Source organism: Mesorhizobium sp. L-2-11 (assembly GCF_016756595.1).
In the GTDB taxonomy this organism is placed as follows: Bacteria; Pseudomonadota; Alphaproteobacteria; order Rhizobiales; family Rhizobiaceae; genus Mesorhizobium.
This window is the reverse complement of the sequence record NZ_AP023257.1, coordinates 684,070-709,940: the sequence shown is the minus strand read 5'-3', so window position 1 is coordinate 709,940 and position 25,871 is coordinate 684,070. Positions and strand designations below refer to the sequence as shown.

The window sequence follows — 25,871 nt, the reverse complement described above, 5'->3', positions numbered from 1 at the left end:
CCAATTTTGAAGACGTTCGCGGGCATGCGCCTTACGAACCAGGGGGCGTATTGGGACGCCTTGTTGGGTGAGGTCATTCGCAAAGCGACAGCACCTTTGTGTAGCAGCCGATGACCGGGAAACCTAAGGTTTCCAGGAAATCAAGAGCTTACAAAGGGATTGGTGCCCAGAAGAGGACTCGAACCTCCACTCCTTGCGGAACACGGACCTGAACCGTGCGCGTCTACCAATTCCGCCATCTGGGCTGGTGCGGGCTCTTTAGGCGGGCAAAGGGTGAGTGTCAACGCGCTTTTTTTGAGGCTAGGCACCGCTTGCCGGTTTCGTCCTCCAGCCAGTGCTAGCGTTAGCTGTTCGAGGCGTTGGCGCTGCCCCTCACCTGCCTGCCGGCATCCTCTCCCCGTATAGTGACGGGGAGAGGGCGCTGTCATCGATGGTTTCGCCAATCAACCATCGTCCGCATGAAAGCCGCCAACGTTGCGTCCAGCCCTTTCTCCGTCACTATACGGGGAGAAATGCCCGGCAGGGCAATGAGGGGCGGCGCCGACTTCGAGAAATCGGTCCCGAACTGATTCGATTACCCCCCCAGCACTTCCTTGGATGACACCGTCGAATCGGCGTTGAGCTTGTAGATGACCGGCACGCCGGTGCCGAGCTCAAGCCTGACGATCTCCTCGCCCGACTTGCCGTCCAGCGCCATGATCAGCGCGCGCAGCGAATTGCCGTGCGCCGCCACCAGCACTGTGCCGCCGCGCAGCACATGCGGCTGCAGGTCGTGCAGATAATAGGGCCAGACGCGCGCGCCGGTGTCCTTCAGGCTTTCGCCGCCGGGCGGCGGCACGTCGTAGGAGCGGCGCCAGACATGTACCTGCTCCTCGCCCCATTTCTGGCGCGCGTCGTCCTTGTTGAGGCCGGAGAGGTCGCCATAGTCGCGCTCGTTCAGCGCCTGGTCGCGGATAGTCTCGAGATCGCTCTGGCCGACGGCGTCGAGAATGTGCTGGCAGGTCTTCTGCGCCCGGATCAGCGACGAGGTGAAGGCGATGTCGAATTTCATGCCGCGCGCCTTCAGCTTGGCGCCCGCCTCCCTGGCCTCGGCGTGGCCCAGTTCGGTCAGGTCGACATCGCGCCAGCCGGTGAAAAGGTTCTTCAGGTTCCATTCGCTCTGGCCATGGCGCACGAGCACGAGAGTTCCCGACATTTTTGCTCCTTCGGTTTGGTGGATCAGATCGTCTCAGGCGAGTCCGAGCACGTCGCGCATCGAATACAGACCCGGCTTCCTGCCGCGCGCCCACAGTGCGGCCTTGACCGCGCCGCGGGCGAAGATCGCCCGGTCCTCGGCGTGATGGGCAAGCGTGATGCGCTCGCCGGTGCCGGCCAGCACGACACTGTGGTCGCCGACCACCGAGCCGCCGCGCAGCGTGGCGAAGCCGATCGCGCCGGTCTTGCGCACGCCGGTATGGCCGTCGCGCACGCGCGTATCGTTGCCCTCAAGCGTGATGCCGCGCCCAGCGGCGGCAGCTTCACCGAGCAGCAGCGCCGTGCCCGACGGCGCGTCGACCTTGTGCCGGTGATGCATTTCAAGGATCTCGATATCGAAATCGTCGGCATCGAGCGCGCGCGCCGCCTGCTCCACCAGCACCGCCAGCAGATTGACGCCGAGGCTCATATTGCCTGATTTGACGATCGTCGCGTGGCGCGCCGCCGCCGCTATCTTTGCATTGTCGTCCGCCGAGCAGCCGGTGGTGCCGATGACATGGGCGATGCGCGCCTGCGCCGCGTAGCCGGCGAATTCGACGGTCGCCGCCGGGCTGGTGAAATCGAGCACGCCGTCGGCCCTGGCGAAAGCCGGCAGCGGATCGTCGCCGATCACAACGCCGATAGTGCCGATGCCGGCCAGTTCGCCGGCATCCTTGCCGAGATGCGGCGAGCCGGCCCGCTCGATCGCGCCGGCGACGCGGGCGCCCGGAATGGTGTGGATGGCGCGGATCAGCGCCTGGCCCATCCTTCCGGCCGCGCCGACCACCACCAGGCCCATTTCATTGACGTCGTTTGTGGCCGTACCGCTCATAAATTTCTCCCGACCGCCTTCTTCGCGCGTTGCCCCGGAGTTTGGATTGGCTTGCCGTCGTCGACAAGTCTCAGCCCCTTGTCGTCATCGACAAGTCCCAGCCCCTTGTCGTCATCGACAAGCCCCAACCCCTTGTTGCCCTGCACCCGGTGGAACCGGGCATAGACGCTGTGCGGGTCGGCCATCAGCGCGGCATGTGTGCCCTGCTCGACCAGCCGGCCCTGTTCCAGCACGATGATATGATCGGCATTGACCACGGTCGACAGCCGGTGCGCAATGACGATGGTCGTGCGCCCCGCCATGATTTGGGTCAGCGCCTGCTGGACGCGCGCTTCCGCTTCGTTGTCGAGTGCCGAGGTCGCCTCGTCGAGCAAAAGGATCGGCGCCTGCCGCACGATGGCGCGGGCGATCGACAGGCGCTGGCGCTGGCCGCCCGACAGCGTCAGGCCGCCTTCGCCGACAGGAGTATCATAGCCCTGCGGCTGCTGGCGGATGAAGCCATCAGCCTCGGCCTGTTGCGCGGCCAGCTCGATCTCGGCGTCGCTGGCGCTCAGCCGCCCGTAGCGGATGTTGTCGCGAATGCTGCCTTCGAACAGATAGGGCTGCTGCGAGACATAGGCGATGGAGCGGCGCAGCGACTGCTTGGTGACCTTCGAAATGTCCTGGCCGTCGACCTCGATGCTGCCCGCGTCGACATCGTGGAAACGCTGCAGCAGCGCCACCAGCGTCGACTTGCCGGCGCCCGAGGCGCCGACGATGGCCGTCATCTTGCCGGCGGCGGCAACGAAGCTGAGATCCTGCAGCACCGGAGCGTCGGCGACATAGCCGAACGACACATTGTTGAAGCGCACCTCGCCGCGGGTGATCTTCGCTTCGGCCGCTCCGGGCGCGTCGCCCTGCTTCGGCTCGAGGTCGAGCAACTCGTAGATCATGCGCGCATTGACCAGCGCCCGTTCCATGCCGACCTGCATGCGCGCCAGCCGCCGGGCCGGGTCGTAGGCAAGCAGCAGTGCGGTGATGAAGGAAAAGACCGCACCGGGCGGCTGGCCGCCGACGGCTGCCCGGTAGCCGGAATAGGCGATGACGCCGGCGACGGCGAAACCGGCCAGCATGTCGGAGATCGGCGATAGGCGTTCCGAGACGCGAGCGATGCGGTTGGCCCGCTGCTCGGCGCCGGCGACAAGATCGCCGATGCGGCGCGACAGCTCGTCCTCGAGCGTAAACGCCCTGACGATGGCGATGCCTTGCGTTGCTTCCTGCATGGCGCCGATCAGCCGCGCGTTGATCTGCACGGCTTCGCGCGTGGCGCGCCTTATCCTGCGGGTCAGATAGACGACGGTGTAGATCAGCGGCGGCCCGACCAGCAGCGACATCAGCGACAGCATCGGATCCTGCCAGATCATGACGCCGATCAGCGCGATCAGCGACACGGCGTCGCGTGCCAAGGATGTCAGCGTCATCGAAAGCAGGTCGCGGATGCCGTTGACGTTCTCGTTGATCTGGGCGGCCAGCCGTCCCGAGCGCGTGTCGTTGAAGAAACCGATGCCGAGCTTCATCAGATGAGCGAAGATGCGGCGCTGGTAGCGCGCCACCAGATTGTTGCCGATCCTGGCCAGCGTCACCGCCTGGCCGTAGGTGGCCAGCCCGCGCAGCATGAAGGCGCCCAGGATCAACAAGCAGATCAGCGCGATGAGATCGCCGCGCTGCTGGTAAAATATCTGATCGACGACATCCTTCATGATCCAGGCGGTGAAGGCGGTCGTGGCCGCAACCATCACCAGGCACAGAACGGCCAGAACATAATACCAGCGATAGTCGCGGCCGTTCTCGGCGAGGATGCGGCGGATCACCGCCACGATCTCGCCGGGCCGGGCTTTGGCTTGCTGGTTTGGCGCTTGCTGGTTTGGCGACTGGTTCAAGTCGGGGTCGTTTCCGTGATGTCGGTCCGGCTCCGTGGCCGGGTTAATTCGGCATCCTCTTAGCGCCCCGGTGGCCGCTTGCCTATGCAAAGGCGGGCAAAAACTTCGTCGGTCAGGCCCGCCAGCGCCGCCCCGCGGTCTGGACGCCGAACAGCGACGGGTTTCTGGCATAGGCGGCAAGCCCGGAAAGCGCTGCCAGCGGATGGGTGATCACATAGACCGGCATGGTGCGCATCAGCTCGCTGTGCGGCGCCTTGTCCTCGAAGGCGGCGCGGAAATTGCCCGTCTTCAGCGCCGGCAGGATTTTCTGCGCGATGCCGCCGGTGAGGAAGACGCCGCCGCGGCTCATGAACACCAGCGCAAGGTCGCCGGCGGTACGCCCCAGGCAGGTGACGAACAGCGACAGCGCTTCCTCGGCCACCGGATCCGACTTCGCCAGCGCCGCGGCGGTGACCTCGGCCGGCGTGGTGAACGGCGCCGGCTTGCCGTCCGCCCTCGCCACCGCCCGGTAGGCATTGACCAGGCCGCGTCCGGACAGGATCTGTTCGCCGGAAATTCTGCCCTCGAGCTTCTCGATATGCGCAAACACCTGGAAATCGCGCGGCGAGCGCGGGCCGATATCCATGTGCCCGCCCTCGCCGGGCACCGGTATCCAGTGGTTCAGCGCGTGGACCAGGCCGGCGACGCCAAGCCCGGTCCCGGGACCGAGCACCACGCGCCCGGCATTGGGTTCCGGCGCATCGCCGCCGATCTTTTCCATATGCTCTTCGCCGAGCGCCACGACGGCCAGCGCCTGCGCCTCGAAATCATTGAGCACCACGACGTCGCCGAGGCCGAGGCTGGCAAACATTTTTTTCGGCTTGACGACCCACGGGCAGTTGGTGAGCGGGATCTCGTCGCTGTCGACCGGGCCGGCCACCGCCAGCACCGCGGAGTTGGGCCGCACCGACGAGCGGTCGAGCACCGCCGCCTGGATCGCCGCGTCGATGGTGCTGAAATTGGCGGTCTGGACGATCTGCGGTTCGGTTGGTTCCGAATTCGCGTCGAGCACCATTGAAAAGCGCGCATTGGTGCCGCCAATGTCGCCGATCAGGACCGGAAACTGCAGCACTGTGTCGTCGTCGCCTGGCATGCTCTCGTCCGTCCCGGTTGCCGTTCTTTTGTTGACTAGCGCATGACCCGGGAAAGGGAAAGTCGCTTCAGCGCTGGCGCTGCCCCTCACCTGCCTGCCGGCATCCTCTCCCCGTATAGTGACGGGGAGAGGGGCGCTGTCATCGACGGTTTCGCCAATTGCCGGCGTTCAAAGAAGGGGTGCCGAGGCTGCGGCCAGCCCTTTCTCCCCGTCACTATACGGGGAGAAATGCCCGGCAGGGCAATGAGGGGCGGCGCCGACGTCTACAGTTGGTCGGCCTCAGCCCCCTGGTCGGGGTCGCGGCAGCGGAATGCCGATCTCCGGCGTTGCCGCGAAGGCGTTGGCCGCGGCCGGCAGCGCTGCCGCGGCGCTTGCCGATGCCCGCGCCGGCGACGGAGCCTTCGTGAGAACGGGTGCAACCGCGACCGGCACGCCGTCGCCATAATAGTCGCCATAATAGGTGACCGCCTCCGCCGAAGCCGGATCTGGCCCGTCGAGCACGGCCTGGCATGCTGCGGGCAGGCTCGCCATCGTCATCAGGTCGCGCGCTTTCGGCCTGTCCGGGTTCTTGTTGGGGCGCCACGGCTCCTCGGTGAACCACCATGCCAGCGACTGGTCGCAGCCGTCGCCCGGCGCCGTGTTTTCCTGCGCCTTGCATTTGGGCGAGCCGGGCTGGCAGCCGATGCGGATGTGGAAGTGATAGTCGTGGCCCCAGAACGGCCTGACCTTGCGCAGCCATCCACGGTCGCCTTTCACCGTGTCGCAGAGCTTCTTCTTGATGCCGGGATTGACCAGGATCCGCTCGACTTCGGCATAGCTTGCCGCGCGCTTCAGCAGCCGCGTATGCGCCGGTGCCCAGAGCGCATCTTTCACCAAATGGGTCTTTTCGTCGACAAGCAAGGTGGCGCTCATGTTTTCGCGCTGCTCGAGCGTAAGCTTGCGGTCGGGCATTGGCGTCAGCCAGATGTCGGCGTCGAGGCCGATCTGGTGCGAGGCATGGCCGGTCAGCATCGGGCCGCCGCGCGGCTGCGAAATGTCGCCGACCAAAAGGCCGGGCCAGCCATCGGCCGCGGCGTCGCGCGACAGTTTCTCGATCAGCGCGATCATCGTCGGATGGCCCCAGCGGCGGTTGCGCGAAGGCCGCATCACCTCCCATTTCGGGCCGTTCAGGGGTATGGCGACACCGCCGGCAAAGCAGCCCTTGGAATAAAAACCGATCGACTGCGGCGCAGCCACGGCCGGCAGTTTTTTTGCGCCGAACAGGTTTTTTGCCAGCTCCTCGGCCGCCGCAGGTCGCGCTGCAAGCCCGGTAATGGCGAGAACGGCGAGCGCTGCTGTCAGCAACAGCCTTCTGCCGGGCAATGCTCGCGTCAATGTTTTCATGTGGCAGAACCCCTCTGCGAAATTAACTCGCATCATATCACGCCCGGCGCGCGATTTCGATCACGACCGCTTCATCGGGCTGCGCGCCTCGCCGTCGCGCCAGTTTCCCTCAGCCCACATATGGTCGAATGCCCTGCGGAAGTCGGGAAAGCGGAGGCGATAGCCGGCCGCCTTGATCGCCGTGTTGGCGACACGCTTGTTCTCGCCATAGAAGGACCGCGCCATCGGCGAAAGTTGGGCTTTCTCGAAGGGAATTTCCGGTGGCGGGGTGATGCCCATCAGCCCTGCTGCATAGGTGACGACGTCCTGCGGCGGCGCCGGCAGGTCGTCGGTGACGTTGAAGATGCCGCCGCTGTTGTCCTTGAGCAGATGCCAAAGCGCCCCCGCAATGTCATCGCAATGGATGCGGTTGAACACCTGGCCGGGCTTGATCAGCCGCCGCGCGGTGCCGTTTTCCAGATTGACCAGGGCATTGCGGCCCGGCCCGTAAATGCCGGAAAGCCGCAGGATCGCCACCGGCCGGCCGATGTCGCGACCCAGCTTCAGCCAGTCCTGCTCGGCGGCGACACGCATCATCGAGCGCTTCGACACCGGCCGGCATTCGGCGGTTTCGTCGACCCAGCCGCCGCCATGGTCGCCGTAGACGCCGACGGTGGAGAGATAGGCGATCCATTCGAGCGCCGGCATCTTCGCCGCGATCGTCCCGCGCGCCGCATTCAGCACCGGGTCGCCGGCCTCGTCCGGCGCCACCGAGACGACGAGGTGGGTCGTTGTCTCGAGCGCGTCGCTGATTTCAAGCGTCAGCGCGCCATCGAAAAGCAGCGGCTGGATTCCGGCCTGCCGCAGCGCTTCGAATTTTTCGGGCGCGCGTGTCGTGCCAAGGATCGTGCCGGCATCCTTGCTGGCGCGGGTAAATGCCTTGCCCGAATAGCCGGCGCCGAAAATGAAGATCCGCTTCTCGCTCATGCATGCGCCTCGATTTGATTTGCCAGCGCCAGGCGCCATTCGCGTCGCACCGCCTCGTCGCCTTCTGCCTCCACCGCAGCGCTGGCACATTCGGCAAATTCCGAAGCCGGCACAAGCCGTGACAGCGCCCATACCGCCGCGCCGCGCACCAGCGACGAGGCGTCGCCGAGCAGCGCACGCACGGCGTTGGCGAGCGAGGGTTCGCCGGAATTGCCGGCGGCGATCAGCACATTGCGGACAAAGCGGTCCCGACCGATGCGCTTGACCGGAGAACCGCTAAACAACGACCGGAAAGCAGCATCGTCGAGCGCCAACAGTTCGGCGAGCGGCGGCTCGCGCAGGTCGGCGCGGGCGACGAGCTTTGCCTCGGACGCCGCCCGGGCAAACTTGTTCCATGGGCAGGCGGCCAGGCAATCGTCGCAGCCATAGATGCGGTTGCCGATTTTTTCGCGGAACGCGTGCGGGATCGGCCCCTTGTTCTCGATGGTGAGATAGGAGATGCAGCGTCGCGCATCGAGCCGGTAGGGCGCCGGAAAGGCGTCGGTCGGGCAGACGTCGAGACAGGCGCGGCACGAGCCGCAATGGTCGTCCTCGGGCGTATCGGGTGCAAGCTCGGCCGTCGTGAAGATGGTGCCGAGGAACAGCCAGGAGCCGTGCTCGCGGCTGACCAGATTGGTGTGCTTGCCCTGCCAGCCGAGGCCGGCAGCTTCTGCCAGCGGCTTTTCCATCACAGGGGCGGTGTCGATGAACACTTTTACGTCGCTCCCCGAGTGCGCCACGATCTTGCCGGCGATCTCTTTCAGCCGGCCTTTGATCACGTCGTGATAATCGCGGTTTTGCGCATAGACGGAGATCGCGCCGCGGTCGCGCTTGCCCACCACCGCACGCGGGTCGTGGTCCGGCCCGTAGTTCATGGCCAGCACGATGATCGAGCGCACTTCGGGCCAAAGCGCCGTCGGCTCGCCGCGGCGCTCCAGCATCTCGGCGATCCAGCCCATCGAGCCGTGGAAGCCGTCGGCGACGAAGGCGGCAAGACGGGCCGGCGCCTGCGGGATGGCATCGGGCGTGGTGACGGCCACGGCATCGAAACCGGCGCGCCGCGCCTCGCGGTCGATCAGCGCGCGCAGGTTTTGCGCTCTAGAAATCGAGGTCCGCATAATGTGACACCGGCGACAGGCCGCGCACCCGGTCGGACAAAAGCGGCCGGAACGATGGCCGTGATTTCACCCGTGCATACCATTCGCGCGCCGCAGCGTGTTCGCGCCAGTCGATCTCGCCGAGATAGTCGAGCACGGACAGCGCAGCCGCAGCCGCGAGGTCGGCATAGGTGACCTTGCTGCCGGCCAGCCAGTGGCGGGTGCCGGCCAGCCAGTTGGTGTATTTCATGTGCTGGCGGATGTTGGCGCGCGCGGCACGGATCGCCGCCGAATCGGGCGAACCGCCGCCCGCCGCTTCCGGCATGATCGGCTTCAGCACGCGCTCGCGAACCAGGTGCCGCGTCACCTCGCTATCGGCCTTGTTGAGATACCAGTCGGTCAGCCGGCGGATTTCGGCGCGCTCCATCGGGTCCTCGGCGAACAGCCGCTTGTCGCGCTTGAGCACGCCGCGCGTCTCGTCGAGATATTCGCCGATGACCATGGCGCCGACGATCGGCACGTCGCCCTCGGCAAGCAGGATCGGCAGCGTGCCGGCCGGGTTCAGCGCCAGGAACTCCTTGCGCCGCATCCACGGCTTTTCCTCGATCAGCGCCAGCTCCTCGCCATACTCGCCGAAAGCGAGGCGAACGAAGCGGCAGGTGGCGAACATCGGGTGATGGAAAAGCGTCAGCATGGTCCCGCGATAATAGAGCGCACTGGCAAATCGCCGGTTGCGCCGGTAAGTCTTGGCCGCCGCGATTCAGGTGGCCGTCAGGGTGCTGCGACCTATAGGAGGAGTTCCGCGCCATGACAAGCAAGCCGTTCTTCAAAGCCCTCACTCGAACGCCGAGGTTTCCATGCAAAGCCAGACCATTGTCGAAGCGCTGCTGCTCGGCATGATCGAGGGCATGACCGAGTTCATTCCGGTCTCGTCAACCGGCCATATCCTGCTTGCCGGCCATTTTCTCGGCTTCCATTCGACCGGCAAGGCCTTCGAGATCCTGATCCAGCTCGGCGCCATACTGGCGATCCTCAGCGTCTATTTCCAGCGCCTGTGGCAGATCCTGGTCGATCTGCCGCGTGATCGGGTGACGCGGCATTTCGTTCTCGGCATCCTCGTCGCCTTTCTGCCGGCGGCCGCCATCGGCGCGCTGGCGCATGGCTTCATCAAGACGGTGCTGTTTGAATCGCCGAGGCTGATCTGCATCATGCTGATCATCGGCGGCCTGGTCCTGCTGTGGGTGGATCGCTTCAAGCCAAAACCGCTCTATCACGACGTCGAGCGGTTTCCGCTCCGGCTCTATCTGCAGATCGGACTGTTCCAGTGCCTTTCGCTGATCCCCGGCACGTCGCGCTCCGGTTCGACGATCGTCGGCGCGCTGCTTCTGGGCGTCGACAAACGGGCGGCTGCGGAATTCTCCTTCTTTCTCGCCATGCCGACGATGGTCGGCGCCTTCGCCTTCGACCTGTTCAAGAACCGCAATGTGCTGACCAGCGCCGATCTGCCGATCATCGCTGCCGGTTTCATCGCCGCCTTCGTCGCGGCGCTTGTCGTCGTGCGCTTCCTGCTCAACTACGTGTCGCGCCACGGCTATTCGCTGTTCGGCTGGTGGCGGCTGGTCATCGGCAGCGTCGGCCTGGCGGCGCTGCTCGTCTGGGGGTGAGGCGGCACGCTTATTTTGTCGCCAGGACTCTATTTGTTCGCTTGGCCTGACAATGTCGGCTGACGGTGGGGGACGACCAGCGTAGACCCGCCCCTCCGACCCAAGCCGTCCTCGCCGGGCCGTCCTCGCCCGCTTGGTGCATCCGATAGCCAAATCGACTGCGTTCACCACTCTTCAGAACTTTTTCACGCCGATATCATGACTTCGAACGAGCCCTCGCGTCCTCTCCCACGACGTTCCCACACGGTTCGGGCGTCGAATTGAGGAGATAGAGGATGATCAACCGCATCTTGGGAGTTCTCGTGATCGGCGCCGCAACCACCGCGTCCGCTGGGGATGATCTGACCCGCTACATTGTCGAACGGGCAGCAAGCTGTTGGACTACGCAGACGGCGATGCGCGGAATCAGCTTCAGTGCAGATGTCCACGTCAGCTTCACCAGCGAGGGGCACGTCAGTGCCATCCAAATCGTCGATGTTGCGCCACAGACCGAGACGTTCAAGGGCTTGGCCAAGGATTTCGCCGACGCATTGAAGCGCTGTGGCCCGTACGTCACCGAAGGCATGAGCGAAATGAACCTCAATCTCTCATGGCCGCTGTAAAACACAGCGAAGTGCTGCTACTTCGTCACCGAGAATTCATAACGCTTGAAGCGAGGCAGCAGGATGTATTCGTTCGCGGCTCCGGGTGTGCCGTTCAGGTTGCGGAACACGGCGCCACAGCCCGTCAGTTTACGCGGATAGGCGCTGCACAGGCTGTCGCCCTGCACCCACATCCGACCGGTCACGACCTCCTCACCAACTCTTCGGGTCACGCTGCCGTCTGCCGCAATCAGAGCATGGTAGGCTAAGACATCGGGCAGAACCTGGCGTCCCGTCAGTTCGCGTCCGAATATGAGATTGCCGATCTCGACGCCATTCATCCGTTCAGCGGATTCGGGTTCCATTCCGGCAGGAAGCTCAGAAACCCCAGCCTTCCTCAAGCCATCGAGCAGGCGAGCAATGTCTTCCGGTCGCTTGTAGACGAAGAACTGCTGCGCAATCAGCAGGTTCGGCTGACCTTCCTGCCTTTCCGACAGCAAGCCTCGGAGCTGCTCCAGGGCTGAGGCCGCTTCCGGCAGGCGATCGAGATGCGCAAGCGCTGCGACAAGAACATGCAGGCCGTAGAACTTCGTCCAGGGATTGGGCGACCGAACATCGACCTGCTCAAGCTGCGCGACCGCCTCCTCGTAGCGGCCCTGGCCGAACGCTGCCAAGCCAGCCTGGTAGTGTCGCCACTCCGTCCACCCGGGATCGACGCGTAGGGCCGCGTCGAGAAAGGTTCGCCCCTCTGCCGGCCTGCCGTTGAAGATGAGGGCCTGGCTCAGCCCTTCATAGGTCCAGGAATCGCTCGGGTCGAGCGCTATCGCCTTTTGCAGGGCAGCCACCGCCTCGTCGGACCTGTGCTCCCGGACCAGAAGCTCGGAAATCAGCTGATAGTAACCGGGAGACGGATTTCCGGCAGCGATGGCCAGATTGCCGTAGAGCTCGTCGTCGATTTCGGTCCAACTGAGCCCTAGAGCCTGTCTCCTCGCGTCGTCGGCGTCCCAATGGAGCCATGCCAGTTCCGCGGCCGCCGCGCCGAAATCGGCATCCAGCGCCAAGGCCTGGCGCAGGTAGTCAGATGCTTCCACGGTGCCTGATGGCGTATCCGTCCGTCGCGCCTCGATAGCGCGCCGAAAAGCCTGGTAAGCTTCCGGATCGTCAGTATCGCCGGACACCGCCAGGTTTGCTTTTCCCGGCACGAGCTTCAGCTGCAGGGCGGCGACAATCTGACCGGTCACCTGGTCCTGGAGCTTGAACACATCGCTGAACGGACCTTCGAACCGCTCGGCCCAGATCTGGCCAACCGTCGAGGCATCGACCAGGTGCGCATTGATGCGCACTTCATCGCCGAGGCGTCTAACCGAGCCCTCCAGCAGGTAGCGGACGCCGAGCTCTTTGGCGATCTTCGCCGGCGGCAGACCGCTGTTGCGATATGCACGCGTGGCATTGCGCGAGACGACGAACAGTCCGGGAACGCGAGCCAGCTCTGTCGTCAGATCGTCGGCGAAACCGTTGGCAAGATAGGCCTGCTCCTTGGCTTCGCTGAGATTTGCGAACGGCAGAACCGCGATCGAGAGCGAGGTCGGCACTTCCGTATCAAATGTAGGCCTCCAGATGAACGCCGCGACTGCGGCAACGATTGCCAGTGCAGCGCTTAAAAATATCAGGCTTCGCCGGCTTTTGGTCTCGTGCTGATCAGGAGAGGCAGTGCCGTGAACCTGCGGGTAGCGATCGTGAGGTATGCCGGGCGCTTGGCTTTCGGGGACAAAGCGATATCCCCGTCGCGCGACTGTCTTGAGCAGGCTCTGCTTCTCGTCGCCGATGGCTTTCCTGATTTCGCTGATACACTGGGAAAGACTGTTTTCCGTCACCGCGATGCCGGGCCAGACAGCGTCCAGGAGCTCCTCCTTGGTCACGACACGGTTGGCGTTGGCGACCAGATGCTTCAGCACCGCGAGCGATTGAGGCCGCAGCGGGACATCTTCACCATGCTCGCCGTGCAGGAGACCGGCGTCGAAATCGAACTCGACACCGTTTAGAACAAGGCTCGGCGGATTGACCAGGTTCAAAGCTGCTCTCGATCATCGTGCTGATCGTTCGGGCGGCAAGTTGCTCGGCAGGCCGCCTTGGACTTGAGAATCGGCGCCTGTAGCCGAAAGTCAACTGGCGTTTGAAGGTCGGCACTACTTCCCGGGACGAAACTTCGCGCTGCGACCGCAAACGTGTGGAAAGCCGCGACCGAGCCGGCTGGCGCATCGACCTGGATTATGCCTCGATGGAGCTTTCTACGTGGAATGGTCCATGCGCTGCGATCCGGATCCGATCGGCGACTTCCAGAGCCTAGCTCCGCCCGTAAAAAACGTTCTCGACATGCACCGGCCAGCGCCACGGCAGCACCGCGACCATGTCGAAGCGCACCGTCAAACTGCCATAGTCGGACTGGCGCGACAGCCAGAGATCGGCGGCGCTTTCGATGCGGCGCTCCGATTCGTAGCGAACAGCTTCCATCGCTTCCGTCAATGTACGGCGCGCCTTCACCTCGACGATCAGCACCAGGTCGCCGCGCCGCGCGATCAGGTCGATCTCGCCGAACCGCGTGCGGTGGCGGCGGGCCAGGATCCGATAGCCCTTCACCATCAATGCCGCAGCCGCCAGCCACTCGCTGCGGTGGCCGCGCCGATAGGCCCGCTGGCGGCTGGCGACCGGGCGTTCAGCCATCGCCGTCTTTGCCAGTATCGCCCTTGTTCCCAGTATCGCCCCTGGTCCCAATATCCTTGAGTTCGAGCAGCCGCCGGTAAAGCGCCTGCTTCTGGCCGCCGGTCATCCTGGCGGCTTCCGCCGCCGCCTTGGAGGCCGGCATCTCGGCGGCAAGCGAAAGCAGAAGCCGGTCGATGTCGGCCGGCTCGTCGGCCGTTGCGTCTGCCGGGCCGACGCAGATGACGATCTCGCCCTTCGGCGTGTCGGCCGCCGCGTAATGATCGGCCAGCGACTGCAAGGTGCCGGTCCGTATCTCCTCGAAGGCCTTGGTCAACTCGCGGCCGATCGCCGCCTTGCGGGCGCCACCCAGCGCCTCGACCATGGCACTAAGCGTCTCGGTCAGCCGGCGCGGCGATTCGAAGAAGATCAGCGTCGCCGGCACCGCCTTCAGCGCTTCCAGCCGCGTCAGCCGCTGGCCGGTCTTCACTGGCAGGAAGCCGGCGAACAGGAAGGCGTCGGAAGGCAGTCCGGAGGCGGTCAGCGCCGCGAGTGGCGCCGACGGGCCGGGGATCGGCACGACGCGAATGCCCTGGTCGAGCGCTTCGCCGACCAGTCGGTAGCCCGGATCGGAAATCAGCGGCGTGCCGGCGTCCGAGATCAGCGCCACGCTCTGCCCCGCCAGCAAGGCTGCGATCAGTTTTGGGCCGGCCTCGCCGGCATTGTGCTCATGATAGGCCGTGGTGCGGCGGCGAATGCCGTAGCGGTCGAGCAGCACGCGGCTGACACGCGTGTCCTCGCAGGCGACGATGTCGGCGGCGGCGAGCGTTTCAAGCGCGCGTAATGTGATGTCGGCGAGATTGCCGATCGGCGTCGCCACCAGGTAGAGCGCCGGCTCGAGCGGCCGGGCCGATATCTCGGTCTGGCCGATCACGTAGCTGCGTTTTGCCGACTCGCCGGTCACTTGTGTCCCCCGTCAGGCTCTGACCTTGAATGCATTCGGCCCTGTTTGGCACGGCTCACGCCGGGTTGCAAAACCCATGCCGGAGTGACGCGGCCGTCATGCCTTCGCCACAGTACGGAACGAAACCGTGCCCGGCGGATTTATGCCTGATCTCGGGAGGAGCAGGATGGACAGCCTCAAGATACAGGACGTTTTCGAACCTTACTATGCAGGCCGCAAGCGCTTTGCCGCGCGAACGGACAAGAGTCTGCCTGCCAAAGCCGGCGCCGGCTTGGCTGAAAAGCCGCGGAAGCGCCGTCGGTCAAAGGCAACCAAGCTGGAAATCGAGCCCTCGACCGGCACCGGCAGCACGATGGAGCACTGACCAGACGATGCCCAATCGCTTCGACATTTTCATCACCCGCCTTGAAACGAAAAGCTCCCGCAACGGAGCGTCCCCACATCCGACAAGCGATCGATACCGCGCCCGCCGCGACAAGGGTGAGGCCAAGCCGGCTCGCGACGGTGAGGCGGACGCCGAGAAAGATCACGCCAAGCGCCGCCCCAGGCACGACGCCTGACTACCGCAACCCTGGCGATTGGCCCGAGACACTTCTCTCAAAAGCATGGGGAAACGCTCGGCCGCATTATTCGCCAGATACTACGAGGCGCGCTCCAGCAGACGCACCAGACCTGCGCAAGCGGTTCTGGCTGCAGACGAAGAGGACGTCTTCACCAACTCCTTTTGTATGATGGACCGCCAGTCTCTGTTCGCAACGCTCCGTGTTAGTATTGGTCCTGCGTGCGCGATTGAGCGTACGGGAGAGGACTATGTCGGCAATTTTAACCGAACTGAGCAACAGAGAGGCCTATGAGCTGGGAGATTTCAACCTGATTGGTCGTGGCGAAAATGCCACCATACGCCTGGCAGACGGGGAAGTTTCGCGCCAGCATGCAACGATCCGGCGCGACGGCGCGAACTACTGGGTTGTTGATGTCGGCAGTGCCAATGGCAGCTATGTGAATGACGTGGCGCTGACAACCGCGCGTGTGCTGCACACCGGCGATCGCGTCCAGTTCGGCAGATCGATTTTTCTTTTCGAACAGGGCACGACTGCCCCCGATCTGGATTCGCCAGCGGCGAACACAAAAACGCAATGGGGCAAGCCGGCAGCCCCCAAGAGCCGGCCGGCCACCCTGTTCGTTGCTGATTTGAAGGGGTTTACCGGAATTAGCGCAAGGCTATCGCCGGAACAGGTGGCCGCCCTCCTGGCCGAGTGGTATATGGACTGCAATGTGATCTTGAAGCACTACGGTGCCTCGATCGACAAATTCATCGGTGATTGTGTATTTGCTTATTGGCACGGGACCGCAGCGGATGTCTGTGTCTGTGCGGTTCAGGCTGCCCAGGCGCTGCGCGCTGCGGAAGACGCGGCTACGTCGCCGACCCGAGTACTGGTCAGGGAACAACACGACATCGTACTCGACTGCCGCATTGGCCTTCATGTCGGTGAAGTTGCTATCGGCGCCATGGGCAAAGGCATCAACACCGCGCTGGGCGATGCCGTGAATTTGGCCTTTCGTATTGAGGGATTGACGCGAAAACTGGACAAGCCGCTGTTGGTCAGCGCCCAATTCGTCGAGCACTGGCCTGAAGGCAGACATTATTTCAGGTCCTGCGGCTATCACGAGGTCAAAGGGCGCGCCGAGACGATCGAGGTATTCAGCCTGAAATAGGCGCGCCAGCGGCTCCTGATCCGATGCTTTACCGCGCCAAATCCGCCACCACCGCGTCGAGCACGATCATGCCGGCCGGCGTGGCGCGCAGGCGGGCGTTGCCGATCGGCGCCACCAGTCCCTCGCCCTGCAGCACCGACAGCCGCGCCGTCGACAGGCCGCGGCCGGAAAACGCTTCGTAGCGTGAGAGGTCGATGCCCTCGGCCAGCCTCAGCCCCATCAACAGGAACTCGTCTGCCTCTTCCGAGCGCGTCAAGATCTCGCCGCCGGTGACGCCATGGCCCTTGGCCTCGACCAGATTGGCCCAGGTTTCCGGCATTCTTTCGGCGATCGTCACCACGCGTCGGCCGTTTTCGACGAAGCGGCCATGCGCGCCGGGACCGACGCCGACATATTCGCCATAGCGCCAATAGGTGAGATTGTGCCGGCTTTCGGCGCCTGATCTGGCGTGGTTGGAAATCTCGTAGGCCGGCAGCCCATGCGCCGCGGTGATCTCCTGCGTCAACGCGTAGAGATCGGCGGCATGGTCATTGTCGGGGATAGCGAATTTCCTGGCCGCATGCAGTGCGTGGAACGGCGTGCCTTCCTCGATGGTCAGCTGGTAGAGCGACAGGTGGTCGGCGGCGTGGCCGATCGCCTGCTCGAGCTCCGCCTGCCACGCTTCCGCTGTCTGGCCGGGCCGTGCGTAGATCAGGTCGAACGACAGCCGCGGGAAAATCTCACGCGCCAGACCGATTGCATGCAGCGCTTCATCGACACTGTGCAGTCGGCCGAGGAAGCGCAGATCCTTGTCGTTCAGCGCCTGCACGCCGAGCGACACCCGGTTGACGCCTGCCGCCCGGTAGCCGCGAAAGCGCTCGGCCTCGACCGAAGACGGGTTGGCTTCCAGCGTCACCTCGATGCCGGCGGGCACTGTCCAGTTCTTCGCCACCGCGTCCAGCACCGTCGCCACGGTTTGCGGCTTCATCAGCGATGGCGTGCCGCCGCCGAGAAAAATGCTGGTCACCTCGCGCGGTCCGGTGCGGTTGCGCATCGTCGCAAGCTCGGTCTCGAAGGCGCGTGCAAACCGCTCCTGATCGACCGGCTGGTGGCGGACATGGCTGTTGAAGTCGCAATAGGGGCACTTGGCCGCGCAGAACGGCCAGTGAACGTAGACGCCGAAACCGGGGCTGCGGTCGAGCAGCATGGTCATTTCACGGTCGATCGCGCCAAATCCAGTCTGGCCAGCGCGAATTTCTGGAAGGCGCGAGCCCGATGCGACAATGCCGTCGGCTGGCCAGGCTTCCAGCCATGTTTCTCCTCTGCGGTCATCTCGCCGAAGGTCTTTTCGAAACCGTCCGGCACGAACACCGGGTCGTAGCCGAAGCCGAGTTCGCCGCGCGGCGGCCATATCAGCGTGCCCCCGACCTCACCGCGGAAATATTCGGCCGCGCCGTCGGGAAAGGCCAGGCAGATGACGGCGACGAAGCGACCCTTGCGCTGCGCAGGATCAACCGCGCCGACTTCCTGCAACGCCACTTCGGCTCGCTGCATCGCCATGCCGAAGTCGCGGGACCCGTCCGGCGCCTCGGCCCAGTTGGCGGTGTAGACGCCGGGCGCTCCGCTTAGCGCATCGACACACAGGCCGGAATCGTCCGACAATGCCGGCAGACCCGTCGCCTTGGCGGCGGCAACAGCTTTGATATAGGCGTTCTCCTCGAAGGTGGTGCCGGTCTCGTCCGGCTCCGGCAGGCCATAGTCCTTGGCCGACTTCGCTTCTATTCCGAACGGCGCCATCAGATCGGCGAATTCGCGCAATTTGCCGGCATTGTGGCTGGCGACAACGATCTCATGTCCATCAAGCGAATGCATCAGATGCCCCAGATTCTTGGTTCTGCGAATTCGATCGAATTGCCGGAGGGGTCGCGAATATAGATCGAGCGGCCACCCTGCGGCCATTCGAACTCGCTTTCGATGGCGATTTTCTTGCGCTCAAGATGCGCTCTCCAGCGCACGATCTCGTCCGCGCTCGCCGCAAAGCAGAGATGGCCGTCGCCGACCGTGCCGTGCGGCGGCACTTTCAGCCTGGCATCGGGCGCCGGCGGCACCTTGGTCGCCTCGGCGTTGAAGATAAGCAGCACGCCGTCCCCGCAACGGAAGAAAAGATGCCTGCCGTCGACCTTGCCCAGCAGATCGAGCCCAAGCACATCGGTGTAGAATTTTTCCGCAACATCGAGGTCGGTGACGTACAGCGCTGATTCGAGGATAGCGGAGGGGGTCATGACCGGGTTAAGCTACAGCCATCTGCTGCAGGCTGACCAGTCGCGTAATACCTTTCTTGGCCAAATCCATCAGCGCCGCAAATTGCTCTTCCGAGAAAGGCTCGCCCTCGGCCGTGCCTTGTATCTCGACGATGCCGCCCTTGCCGGTCATGACGAAATTGGCGTCGGTGCCGGCCGATGAATCCTCGAGATAGTCGAGGTCGATGACAGGCTGGCCGTCGTGGATGCCGCAGGAGACAGCCGCGACATGGTCCTTCAGCACCTTGGCGACACTGGCCATCTGCCGGGCTTCCATCCAGCGCAGGCAGTCGTAAAGCGCCACCCAGCCGCCGGTGATCGAGGCGGTGCGCGTGCCGCCATCGGCCTGGATCACGTCGCAGTCGACGGTGATCTGCTGCTCACCCAGCGCCTGCAGATCGACCACTGCACGCAGCGAACGGCCGATCAGCCTCTGGATTTCCAGTGTGCGGCCGCCTTGCTTGCCGGCCGAAGCCTCGCGGCGCATGCGCTCTCCGGTCGAGCGCGGCAGCATGCCGTATTCCGCCGTCACCCAGCCCTTGCCGGAATTGCGCATCCAGCCCGGCACCTTTTCCTCGAGGCTGGCGGTGCAAAGCACGTGGGTGTCGCCGAACTTCACCAGGCACGAGCCTTCCGCGTGCTTGGAGACGCCGCGCTCAAAGGAGATGGCGCGCATTTCGTCGAATTGGCGTTTGGAAGGGCGCATTCAGGCTTCTTTCCTGTCATTTTAGGATTCGTGGCCGGCTTGTAGCCGCACGCGACGAGAGGCGCAAAGGAAAATGGACCAGTTGCGCGGGCGCGGCCGAAGTCTATATCTTTGGGCCGGAGGTATTTGGCTCGAAATGACCAAGGCAGTCGATCCCAGTTCCCAATCGGCGGCAGCGCTCCAGTCACCCGCGCTTCAATCGCCCGCCCTTCAATCACTCGACATGCGCTCGCGCGATATCTTTCGGCGCATTGTCGATTCCTATCTGAAGGACGGCGAGCCGGTCGGCTCGCGCAGCCTGTCGCGTATCCTGCCGTCTTCGCTTTCGCCGGCCACCATCCGCAATGTGATGAGCGATCTCGAGCATCTCGGCCTGATCTACGCGCCGCATATCTCAGCCGGCCGATTGCCGACCCAGGCCGGCCTGCGCTTCTTCGTTGATGCCTTTATGGAGCTTGGCGATCTCTCCGACGAGGAGCGCCGCGCCATCGAGGCGCAGGTGCGCGCCTCCGGCTCTGGTGCGACGCTGGAGCACATGCTCACCGAGGCCAGCCAGATGCTGTCCGGCATGTCGCGCGGCGCCGGCCTCGTGCTTGCCGCCAAGAACGAGGTGGCGCTCAAGCATATCGAATTCATCCAGCTCGAACCGAACAAGGCGCTGGCCGTGCTTGTGTCGCAGAACGGCGATGTCGAAAACCGTGTTGTCGACCTGCCTGCCGGCATCACTGTCTCGCAACTGCACGAAGCCTCGAATTTCCTCAACGCCCATATCCGCGGTCGCACGCTGGCCGAGGCGCGGGTCGAGATCGCCCGCATCAAGGAAGAAACCAAGGCCGCCCTCGACACGCTGTCGCAGGAATTGGTCGAGAAGGGCCTTGCGGTTTGGGCAGGCGCCGAGAGCGGCTTGCCTGCGCGTCTCATCGTGCGCGGCCGCGCCAATCTGCTGGAAAATGTCACCGCCCAGGCCGACATCGAGTTGCTGCGGCATTTGTTCGAGGATCTGGAGACGCAGGACGGGCTGATCCAGCTTCTCGACCTCGCCGAGGAAGGCTCCGGGGTGCGCATCTTCATCGGCTCGGAAAACAAGCTGTTTTCGCTGTCGGGCTCGTCGCTGGTCGTGGCGCCCTATCGCGACAAGGACGCCCGCGTCATCGGCGCGCTCGGCGTCATCGGCCCGACCCGGCTGAACTATGCACGCATCGTGCCGATGGTCGACTATACCGCGCAGCTTATTTCCCGCATGCTGCGATAATGCATGTCGCCCAAAAAAACCGAAGCGCGTCGCACGAAACCCTTCCAGCGCGACACGCTTAAGGCAACCTCAAGGAGAAAAAAATGGCGCTGGAATCATTCAAGGCTCAGATCAGCCTGTTGCTCGAGCAGATGATCAACCAGCCCGAGGATCAGCATGAAGTGCAGGAGCAGCTGCGCGAAAAGCTGAGGGAAATGCGCGCCATGGGCCTGCCGCTGCCGGCCGATCTCGTCGCGCTGGAAAAGCGCCTCGACGACGATTTCTACGCGGCCGGAAATTGAGGCGACGACCAAAACGGTCGATTTGCTTCAACTCTCCGTGGCGAACCACTCAAAGCGGAACTTGATCGGTGAGTTCGCCCGGCCGGCGGCGTGGTGCAATCGAATCCGACTCTCAGGGAGTACACGCCTGCCCGCCTTTGTGCGACAAGGTTCAGTCTTCATGCGCTAAGGCCGAAACCATGACCCTCACCGGATTCCTCGCTTATAGCGCGGCGCTCGGCATCGCCGCCGCCATCCCTGGCCCGGGGTTGACCGCGCTTATTGCGCGTGCGCTCGGATCCGGCTTTCGCTCGGCGCTCGCCATGTCCTTCGGGCTGATGCTCGGCGATCTCATCTATCTCACCGCCGTGGTGCTTGGCCTCGCTCTCGTCGCACAGACCTTCGGCATGGCCTTCCTGGCGATTAAATGGCTGGGCGTCGCCTATCTCGCGTTCCTTGGCTGGCGCTTCTGGACGAGCGGCATCACGCCCGAAACCGTGCAGGCGAAGAAAGGCAGGGGCGGGCTGGTGTCGAGCTTTATTGCCGGCCTCGCCGTTACGCTCGGCAATCCGAAGACAATGATCTTCTATCTCGCCATCACGCCGACCATCGTCGATCTGAAGACCATTACGCTAGCCGACTACGGCATCCTCGTCGGTCTGACGCTCGTCGTGCTCCTGATGGTGCTGGTGCCCTATCTGGCGCTGGCGGCCAAAGCGCGCGGGTTCCTGAAGTCGCCGAGCGCGCTGAGGGCGCTGAACCGCACCGCCGCCGGTTTCATGGTTGGAGCTGCGGCTGCGATCGCCGCCCGGCAATAGCCAGTTTTGGCCTCGGCTGAATGCTTTTCCCGGGGGGCGAGGGTGTTTTCAGCATTCGACCCACTCGGATATTTTCAAACGGCAGACTAGCTTGCGCGGCCGAAGGCTTTATCCTGCCTGGTCGAGACTTAGCTGCCTGACTCTTGCCCGTCTGACTCTTGCCCGCCTAACTCTTGGGAGCGAAACCAATGAACAAGCCCGCCACCACCGCGCACATGCCCGGCCGCGGCCGCATCTACAATTCGATCACCGAGACGATTGGCGACACGCCGCTGGTGCGGCTCGACAAATTCGCCAATGAAAAGGGTATCGTCGCCAATCTGCTGGCCAAGCTCGAATTCTTCAACCCGATCGGCTCGGTCAAGGATCGCATCGGTGTCTCGATGATCGAGGCGCTGGAGGCATCGGGCAGGATTGCGCCCGGCAGGACCACGCTGATCGAGCCGACCTCGGGCAACACCGGCATCGCGCTCGCCTTTGCCGCCGCTGCCAAGGGCTACAAGCTGATCCTGACCATGCCGGAAACCATGTCGGTCGAACGCCGCAAGATGCTGGCGCTGCTCGGCGCCGAGCTGGTGCTGACCGAAGGGCCGAAAGGCATGAAAGGCGCCATCGCCAAGGCCGACGAGTTGGCTGCGACGCTGCCCGACGCCATCATTCCGCAGCAGTTCGAAAATCCCGCCAATCCGGAAATTCACCGCCGCACCACTGCCGAGGAAATCTGGAACGACACTCATGGCGAAGTCGACATCTTCGTCGCCGGCATCGGCACCGGCGGCACCATCACCGGGGTCGGCCAGGTGCTGAAGCAGCGTAAGCCCTCCGTGCATGTCGTCGCCGTCGAGCCGGAAGCCTCGCCGGTGCTGTCGGGCGGCCAGCCCGGCCCACACAAGATCCAGGGCATCGGCGCCGGCTTCGCGCCGAAGATCCTCGACACGACCATCTATGACGAGATCGTCAAGGTCTCCAACGAGGATTCGGTCGCCAATGCGCGGCTCGTCGCCCGCCTCGAAGGCGTGCCGGTCGGCATCTCGTCGGGCGCTGCCCTGCAGGCGGCGATCGTCGTCGGCTCGCGGCCGGAGAATGAGGGCAAGAACCTGGTGGTCGTTATTCCGTCCTTCGCCGAACGCTATCTGTCGACGATCCTGTTCGAAGGGCTGGGGGCTTAGGGCATATTGGTATTTGTGCCGGCCTGCGGTTGCGGTTTTCCTACGCTTCCGTATCGCCCGCTAATTGTCGAAGCCGGCGCTGCCCCTCACCTGCCTGCTGGCATCCTCTCCCCGTAAACGTGGGCGAGGGGCGCTCTCATTTTGACGGCTTCGCCAATCGCCAGCGTTGCAGAAAATCGTTGCAGAAAAAAGTGCCGACACCGCGACCAGCCTCTTTCTCCCCGTTTACGGGGAGAAATGCCCGGCAGGGCAATGAGGGGCGGCGCCAGCGCTCGGCCCTAGACCCCAAAACATCGGATCATGTCTGACCCCGGCCTTTTCCGGACCTCATTCTTCGGCTGCGAGCCCTGCCCGCCGTTCCTGCAGGAACCGGCGCACGGCTGGATCCCGTTCGAGACCGATCGCCCGGTTGTAGGCCTCGGCCGCTTCCCGAGTTTTGCCGAGCCTGGCCAGGAGGCCCGCGCGGGCGGCCCAGTAAGGCTGATAATCATGCAGCCGCTTGTCGTCGCCAAGCTCGTCAAGTGCGCTCAATCCCGCCGCGGCGCCGTCGGCCTCGGCGATGGCCACCGCGCGGTTGATCGATACAACCGGCGAGCCGGCAATCACCGACAGCGCATCATAGAGCTGTTTGATCGCGGCCCAGTCAGTCCGGCCGCTCAGCCGGGTTGCCGTATGGGCGGATTGCACGGCTGCCTCGAGCTGGTAGCGGCCGACAACGCCCTTGGTCGCGGCGCACTTCAGCAACGTCTCCGCTTCGTCGATCAAGGCGCCGTCCCACAGCGCAAGCTCCTGCTCGGCCAATGGCACATAGTCTCCGGCTGCGTTGCGCCGCGCCGCACGCCGCGCCTCGGCAAACAGCATCAGCGCCAGCAGGCCGAGCGCTTCCGGCTCTTCCGGCATCAGCGACGTCACCAGCCGGCCTAGCCAGATGCCTTCGGTCGCGAGATTTCGACGCCGCGTTTCGGTGCCGGCCGGGTCGGACCAGCCTTCGGCAAACGCGGCGTAGATCGCTTCCAGCACCGCATCCAACCGCTCGCCGAGCTCGGTTCTTTCAGGCACCCGGAATGGGATGCCGGTCTCGCGGATGCGGCTTTTGGCGCGCACCAGGCGCTGGCCCATCGTTGCCGGCGACACGAGGAAGGCCGAGGCGATCGTCGCTGCGTCGAAGCCCAGAATGGTCTGCAGGATCAGCGGCGCGCGTATGCCGGCTTCGATCGCCGGATGGGCGCAGGCAAACATCAGCCGCAGCCGCTCGTCGGGCAGGTCTTCATCGGGCATGCGGGCCTCGATCTCCTCGGCGATCAGCCTGAGATGGTCGCGGCCTGCCTCGCTGGTCAGCCGCCGCCGGATCGCGTCGACGCGGCGTCGGCGCGCCACCGCTAGCAGCCAGGCTTCTGGCTTCTGCGGCACGCCGGTTTGCGGCCAGCGCTCCAGCGCCGCCGCAAAGGCGTCGGCCAGCGCGTCCTCGGCGCCGGCCACGTCGCGCGTACGCGCGGCCAGATAGGCGACCAGCTTGCCGTAGCTTTGCCGGGCGGCCGCTTCCGCCGCCGCCCGCGCGGTGTCGGGCTGTTCCGACATCACATGGTCAGTTCCCAGATCGGCCGCACCTCCACGGTGCCGGTGCTGGCACCCGGGCAGCGCGCCGCCCAGGCAATCGCCGCGTCGACGTCCTCCGCCTCGATCATGTAGAAACCGCCAAGCTGTTCCTTGGTGTCGGCATAGGGGCCATCGAGCACGTTGGTCTTGCCGTCGGCTACCCGCACCGAAGTGGCGGATTGGGTCGGCTTCAGCCGGTCGCCGGCGAGCCAGGCGCCGGATTTCTTCAACGCTTCCGTGTAGCTGACATAGGCGCTCGACATCTGGGTCACCGCATCCGCCGGCGCTGCCGCCATCCCGGCTTCGTTCGCGTAGATCAAAAGCATATATCGCATGGTCTTCTCCATTTTCGACGGCCGCATCGTTGCGAGCCGACCGTATGTCGCGCGGCCTCGCGCGATTTCGACAAGCTCTGTGAGAATCTTTCGGCTCCGATCGCATATCGCGCAAGCGGCCATGCGTTGCGGCATCGCTCAGCCGTTCGTCTAATGGATATTATTGCGGGTTGGCATTTCCCGCCCGCTGTCTAAACTCGCCTCGGGTCGTGCGGTGGCAAATATTTCAGGGAGGAGATCACATGCTCAATTTCAGGACGAAGTTTATTGCCGCCGGCGCGCTGGCGCTGTCGTTGGGGCTTGGCGCGGTGTCGGCCAAGGCGCAGGAATTTATCAACGTGCTGACCGGCGGCACCTCGGGCGTCTATTATCCGCTCGGCGTCGCGCTGTCGGAAATCTACGGCAAGGGCATTGAGGGGGCCCGCACCCAGGTGCAGGCGACGAAAGCTTCGGTCGAGAACCTCAATTTGTTGCAGCAGGGCAAGGGCGAGATCGCCTTCGCGCTCGGCGACGCCGTCAAACTGGCCGCCGAGGGCAACACTGAAGCCGGCTTCCCGGGCAAGCTCGACAAGCTGCGCGGCATCGCCGCCATCTATCCCAACTACATCCAGATCGTTGCCAGCAAGGAGTCCGGCATCAAGACACTTGCCGATCTTAAGGGCAAGAGCCTGTCGGTCGGCGCGCCGGCCTCCGGCACCGAGCTCAACGCCCGCGCCATCTTTGCCGCCGCCGGGCTGAAATACGAGGATCTCGGACGGGTCGAGTATCTGCCCTTCGCCGAATCGGTCGAACTGATCAAGAACCGCCAACTCGACGCCACGCTGCAATCGGCCGGCCTCGGCGTCGCCTCGATCCGCGATCTCGCCACGTCGGTGCCGATCAACGTCGTCGCCGTACCGGCGCAGGACGTCGCCAAGATCGGCTCGCCCTATCTTGCGGTGACCATTCCCAAGGGCACCTATGAGGGCCAGACCGAGGACGTCGCGACCGCCGCCGTCGGCAATTTCCTCATCACCCATTCCGACGTCTCCGACGAGACCGGCTATCAGATGACCAAGCTGCTGTTCGAAAATCTCGACCAGCTCACTGCCGCCCACGCCGCCGCCAAGGCGATCGACATGGCCAAGGCGCTCGACGGCATGCCGGTTCCGCTGCATCCTGGCGCCGAGCGGTACTACAAGGAAAAGGGATTGGTGAAGTAGGTGCTCCCTCCCCCTCGAGGGGAGGGTGGCC

The 25,871-nt window shown here is 64.3% G+C and carries 27 protein-coding genes and 1 tRNA gene; 10 read left to right on the top strand and 18 right to left on the bottom strand.

Annotated features, from left to right (window positions below; translation table 11 throughout):
- Positions 1-160: 160 nt before the first annotated feature.
- The 9 genes from JG739_RS03365 to JG739_RS03325 form a co-directional block, all read right to left on the bottom strand.
- Positions 161-245 (bottom strand) — tRNA-Leu (locus JG739_RS03365).
- Between the two features lie 329 nt (positions 246-574).
- On the bottom strand, positions 575-1,195 hold the full coding sequence (locus JG739_RS03360; RefSeq protein WP_202365238.1) for a 2,3-bisphosphoglycerate-dependent phosphoglycerate mutase: 621 nt from the start codon (positions 1,193-1,195) through the stop codon (positions 575-577).
- Between the two features lie 33 nt (positions 1,196-1,228).
- Positions 1,229-2,065 carry a 4-hydroxy-tetrahydrodipicolinate reductase gene (gene dapB / locus JG739_RS03355; RefSeq protein ID WP_202365237.1) on the bottom strand — a complete coding sequence of 279 codons (837 nt, stop codon included), beginning with the start codon at positions 2,063-2,065 and terminating at the stop codon, positions 1,229-1,231.
- A complete protein-coding gene (locus tag JG739_RS03350; RefSeq protein ID WP_202365236.1) occupies positions 2,062-3,984 on the bottom strand; it encodes an ABC transporter ATP-binding protein in 1,923 nt (640 codons plus the stop codon). Before JG739_RS03350 ends, dapB begins: the two co-directional genes overlap by 4 nt.
- 112 nt (positions 3,985-4,096) lie before the next feature.
- Positions 4,097-5,116 (bottom strand): glucokinase, encoded by a 1,020-nt coding sequence (locus JG739_RS03345; RefSeq protein WP_202365235.1) that lies wholly within the window; start codon positions 5,114-5,116, stop codon positions 4,097-4,099.
- A 279-nt stretch (positions 5,117-5,395) separates the two neighbouring features.
- Positions 5,396-6,499, bottom strand: coding sequence for a penicillin-insensitive murein endopeptidase (gene mepA / locus JG739_RS03340; RefSeq protein WP_202365234.1), 1,104 nt, complete (start codon positions 6,497-6,499; stop codon positions 5,396-5,398).
- A 60-nt stretch (positions 6,500-6,559) separates the two neighbouring features.
- Positions 6,560-7,465, bottom strand: a complete 906-nt coding sequence (locus JG739_RS03335) for an SDR family oxidoreductase (RefSeq protein ID WP_202365233.1) — start codon at positions 7,463-7,465, stop codon at positions 6,560-6,562.
- Positions 7,462-8,622: a tRNA epoxyqueuosine(34) reductase QueG gene (gene queG / locus JG739_RS03330; RefSeq protein WP_202365232.1), complete on the bottom strand. Its 1,161-nt coding sequence runs from the start codon at positions 8,620-8,622 to the stop codon at positions 7,462-7,464. The genes JG739_RS03335 and queG overlap by 4 nt, the downstream gene beginning before the upstream one ends.
- Positions 8,603-9,295 (bottom strand): glutathione S-transferase family protein, encoded by a 693-nt coding sequence (locus JG739_RS03325; protein WP_202365231.1) that lies wholly within the window; start codon positions 9,293-9,295, stop codon positions 8,603-8,605. The genes queG and JG739_RS03325 overlap by 20 nt, the downstream gene beginning before the upstream one ends.
- A gap of 163 nt (positions 9,296-9,458) precedes the next feature.
- On the opposite strand from JG739_RS03325, the gene JG739_RS03320 reads away from it, so the two are divergent.
- Both JG739_RS03320 and JG739_RS03315 read left to right on the top strand, forming a co-directional pair.
- Positions 9,459-10,265, top strand: coding sequence for an undecaprenyl-diphosphate phosphatase (locus JG739_RS03320; RefSeq protein ID WP_202365230.1), 807 nt, complete (start codon positions 9,459-9,461; stop codon positions 10,263-10,265).
- Between the two features lie 275 nt (positions 10,266-10,540).
- Positions 10,541-10,867 (top strand): hypothetical protein, encoded by a 327-nt coding sequence (locus JG739_RS03315; protein ID WP_202365229.1) that lies wholly within the window; start codon positions 10,541-10,543, stop codon positions 10,865-10,867.
- A 17-nt stretch (positions 10,868-10,884) separates the two neighbouring features.
- On the opposite strand, the gene JG739_RS03310 is transcribed toward JG739_RS03315, so the two are convergent.
- The 3 genes from JG739_RS03310 to rsmI all read right to left on the bottom strand — a co-directional run bounded on the left by JG739_RS03310 (position 10,885) and on the right by rsmI (position 14,507).
- Positions 10,885-12,918 (bottom strand): winged helix-turn-helix domain-containing protein, encoded by a 2,034-nt coding sequence (locus JG739_RS03310; RefSeq protein WP_202365228.1) that lies wholly within the window; start codon positions 12,916-12,918, stop codon positions 10,885-10,887.
- 271 nt (positions 12,919-13,189) lie between these two features.
- The gene (locus tag JG739_RS03305; RefSeq protein ID WP_202365227.1) at positions 13,190-13,567 is read right to left on the bottom strand and encodes a YraN family protein; all 378 of its coding nucleotides are present in this window, start codon (positions 13,565-13,567) and stop codon (positions 13,190-13,192) included.
- Positions 13,560-14,507, bottom strand: a complete 948-nt coding sequence (gene rsmI, locus JG739_RS03300) for a 16S rRNA (cytidine(1402)-2'-O)-methyltransferase (RefSeq protein ID WP_202365226.1) — start codon at positions 14,505-14,507, stop codon at positions 13,560-13,562. The genes JG739_RS03305 and rsmI overlap by 8 nt, the downstream gene beginning before the upstream one ends.
- Positions 14,508-14,673: 166 nt before the next feature.
- On the opposite strand from rsmI, the gene JG739_RS03295 reads away from it, so the two are divergent.
- The 3 genes from JG739_RS03295 to JG739_RS03285 all read left to right on the top strand — a co-directional run bounded on the left by JG739_RS03295 (position 14,674) and on the right by JG739_RS03285 (position 16,223).
- Positions 14,674-14,871, top strand: a complete 198-nt coding sequence (locus tag JG739_RS03295; RefSeq protein ID WP_202367730.1) for a hypothetical protein — start codon at positions 14,674-14,676, stop codon at positions 14,869-14,871.
- Between the two features lie 7 nt (positions 14,872-14,878).
- Positions 14,879-15,067, top strand: a complete 189-nt coding sequence (locus JG739_RS03290; protein WP_202365225.1) for a hypothetical protein — start codon at positions 14,879-14,881, stop codon at positions 15,065-15,067.
- Between the two features lie 250 nt (positions 15,068-15,317).
- On the top strand, positions 15,318-16,223 hold the full coding sequence (locus JG739_RS03285; protein ID WP_202365224.1) for an adenylate/guanylate cyclase domain-containing protein: 906 nt from the start codon (positions 15,318-15,320) through the stop codon (positions 16,221-16,223).
- Between the two features lie 28 nt (positions 16,224-16,251).
- Here the strand turns inward: JG739_RS03285 and hemW are convergent, their stop codons facing one another.
- Genes hemW through rph form a run of 4 tightly spaced genes read right to left on the bottom strand, consistent with a single transcriptional unit; the run spans position 16,252 to position 19,208 of the window.
- Positions 16,252-17,415, bottom strand: coding sequence for a radical SAM family heme chaperone HemW (hemW, locus tag JG739_RS03280; RefSeq protein ID WP_202365223.1), 1,164 nt, complete (start codon positions 17,413-17,415; stop codon positions 16,252-16,254).
- The gene (rdgB, locus tag JG739_RS03275) at positions 17,412-18,074 is read right to left on the bottom strand and encodes an RdgB/HAM1 family non-canonical purine NTP pyrophosphatase (RefSeq protein ID WP_202365222.1); all 663 of its coding nucleotides are present in this window, start codon (positions 18,072-18,074) and stop codon (positions 17,412-17,414) included. Before rdgB ends, hemW begins: the two co-directional genes overlap by 4 nt.
- Positions 18,074-18,484: a VOC family protein gene (locus JG739_RS03270; RefSeq protein WP_202365221.1), complete on the bottom strand. Its 411-nt coding sequence runs from the start codon at positions 18,482-18,484 to the stop codon at positions 18,074-18,076. Before JG739_RS03270 ends, rdgB begins: the two co-directional genes overlap by 1 nt.
- Positions 18,485-18,491: 7 nt before the next feature.
- Positions 18,492-19,208, bottom strand: a complete 717-nt coding sequence (rph, locus tag JG739_RS03265) for a ribonuclease PH (RefSeq protein ID WP_202365220.1) — start codon at positions 19,206-19,208, stop codon at positions 18,492-18,494.
- 136 nt (positions 19,209-19,344) lie between these two features.
- Between rph and hrcA the strand changes: the two genes are divergently transcribed.
- From hrcA to cysK, 4 genes are all read left to right on the top strand, one after another.
- On the top strand, positions 19,345-20,460 hold the full coding sequence (gene hrcA, locus JG739_RS03260; protein ID WP_202365219.1) for a heat-inducible transcriptional repressor HrcA: 1,116 nt from the start codon (positions 19,345-19,347) through the stop codon (positions 20,458-20,460).
- 83 nt (positions 20,461-20,543) lie between these two features.
- Entirely contained in the window at positions 20,544-20,741 is a 198-nt protein-coding gene (locus JG739_RS03255) for a hypothetical protein (protein WP_029347942.1), read from the top strand.
- A 179-nt stretch (positions 20,742-20,920) separates the two neighbouring features.
- Entirely contained in the window at positions 20,921-21,538 is a 618-nt protein-coding gene (locus tag JG739_RS03250) for a LysE family translocator (protein ID WP_202365218.1), read from the top strand.
- Positions 21,539-21,726: 188 nt separating this feature from the next.
- Positions 21,727-22,707: a cysteine synthase A gene (cysK, locus tag JG739_RS03245; protein ID WP_202365217.1), complete on the top strand. Its 981-nt coding sequence runs from the start codon at positions 21,727-21,729 to the stop codon at positions 22,705-22,707.
- A 327-nt stretch (positions 22,708-23,034) separates the two neighbouring features.
- Here the strand turns inward: cysK and JG739_RS03240 are convergent, their stop codons facing one another.
- A complete protein-coding gene (locus JG739_RS03240) occupies positions 23,035-24,285 on the bottom strand; it encodes an RNA polymerase sigma factor (protein WP_202365216.1) in 1,251 nt (416 codons plus the stop codon).
- Positions 24,285-24,638, bottom strand: a complete 354-nt coding sequence (locus JG739_RS03235; protein WP_202365215.1) for a YciI family protein — start codon at positions 24,636-24,638, stop codon at positions 24,285-24,287. Before JG739_RS03235 ends, JG739_RS03240 begins: the two co-directional genes overlap by 1 nt.
- 242 nt (positions 24,639-24,880) lie before the next feature.
- Here JG739_RS03235 and JG739_RS03230 point away from each other — a divergent pair, with 242 nt between their 5' ends.
- A complete protein-coding gene (locus tag JG739_RS03230) occupies positions 24,881-25,840 on the top strand; it encodes a TAXI family TRAP transporter solute-binding subunit (protein ID WP_202365214.1) in 960 nt (319 codons plus the stop codon).
- The last annotated feature ends 31 nt before the right edge of the window (positions 25,841-25,871 follow it).

Bases quoted from the DNA above. Each gene is read 5' to 3' on its own strand.
- JG739_RS03290 (WP_202365225.1), top strand. From the start codon at position 14,879: ATGCCCAATCGCTTCGACATTTTCATCACCCGCCTTGAAACGAAAAGC.
- JG739_RS03345 (WP_202365235.1), bottom strand. From the start codon at position 5,116: ATGCCAGGCGACGACGACACAGTGCTGCAGTTTCCGGTCCTGATCGGC.
- cysK (WP_202365217.1), top strand. From the start codon at position 21,727: ATGAACAAGCCCGCCACCACCGCGCACATGCCCGGCCGCGGCCGCATC.
- hemW (WP_202365223.1), bottom strand. From the start codon at position 17,415: ATGACCATGCTGCTCGACCGCAGCCCCGGTTTCGGCGTCTACGTTCAC.
- rdgB (WP_202365222.1), bottom strand. From the start codon at position 18,074: ATGCATTCGCTTGATGGACATGAGATCGTTGTCGCCAGCCACAATGCC.
- JG739_RS03325 (WP_202365231.1), bottom strand. From the start codon at position 9,295: ATGCTGACGCTTTTCCATCACCCGATGTTCGCCACCTGCCGCTTCGTT.
- hrcA (WP_202365219.1), top strand. From the start codon at position 19,345: ATGACCAAGGCAGTCGATCCCAGTTCCCAATCGGCGGCAGCGCTCCAG.
- JG739_RS03240 (WP_202365216.1), bottom strand. From the start codon at position 24,285: ATGTCGGAACAGCCCGACACCGCGCGGGCGGCGGCGGAAGCGGCCGCC.
- JG739_RS03305 (WP_202365227.1), bottom strand. From the start codon at position 13,567: ATGGCTGAACGCCCGGTCGCCAGCCGCCAGCGGGCCTATCGGCGCGGC.
- JG739_RS03230 (WP_202365214.1), top strand. From the start codon at position 24,881: ATGCTCAATTTCAGGACGAAGTTTATTGCCGCCGGCGCGCTGGCGCTG.
- dapB (WP_202365237.1), bottom strand. From the start codon at position 2,065: ATGAGCGGTACGGCCACAAACGACGTCAATGAAATGGGCCTGGTGGTG.
- JG739_RS03360 (WP_202365238.1), bottom strand. From the start codon at position 1,195: ATGTCGGGAACTCTCGTGCTCGTGCGCCATGGCCAGAGCGAATGGAAC.
- JG739_RS03250 (WP_202365218.1), top strand. From the start codon at position 20,921: ATGACCCTCACCGGATTCCTCGCTTATAGCGCGGCGCTCGGCATCGCC.
- rph (WP_202365220.1), bottom strand. From the start codon at position 19,208: ATGCGCCCTTCCAAACGCCAATTCGACGAAATGCGCGCCATCTCCTTT.
- JG739_RS03335 (WP_202365233.1), bottom strand. From the start codon at position 7,465: ATGAGCGAGAAGCGGATCTTCATTTTCGGCGCCGGCTATTCGGGCAAG.
- JG739_RS03295 (WP_202367730.1), top strand. From the start codon at position 14,674: ATGGACAGCCTCAAGATACAGGACGTTTTCGAACCTTACTATGCAGGC.
- JG739_RS03315 (WP_202365229.1), top strand. From the start codon at position 10,541: ATGATCAACCGCATCTTGGGAGTTCTCGTGATCGGCGCCGCAACCACC.
- mepA (WP_202365234.1), bottom strand. From the start codon at position 6,499: ATGAAAACATTGACGCGAGCATTGCCCGGCAGAAGGCTGTTGCTGACA.
- JG739_RS03270 (WP_202365221.1), bottom strand. From the start codon at position 18,484: ATGACCCCCTCCGCTATCCTCGAATCAGCGCTGTACGTCACCGACCTC.
- JG739_RS03285 (WP_202365224.1), top strand. From the start codon at position 15,318: ATGTCGGCAATTTTAACCGAACTGAGCAACAGAGAGGCCTATGAGCTG.
- JG739_RS03255 (WP_029347942.1), top strand. From the start codon at position 20,544: ATGGCGCTGGAATCATTCAAGGCTCAGATCAGCCTGTTGCTCGAGCAG.
- JG739_RS03320 (WP_202365230.1), top strand. From the start codon at position 9,459: ATGCAAAGCCAGACCATTGTCGAAGCGCTGCTGCTCGGCATGATCGAG.
- queG (WP_202365232.1), bottom strand. From the start codon at position 8,622: ATGCGGACCTCGATTTCTAGAGCGCAAAACCTGCGCGCGCTGATCGAC.
- JG739_RS03235 (WP_202365215.1), bottom strand. From the start codon at position 24,638: ATGCGATATATGCTTTTGATCTACGCGAACGAAGCCGGGATGGCGGCA.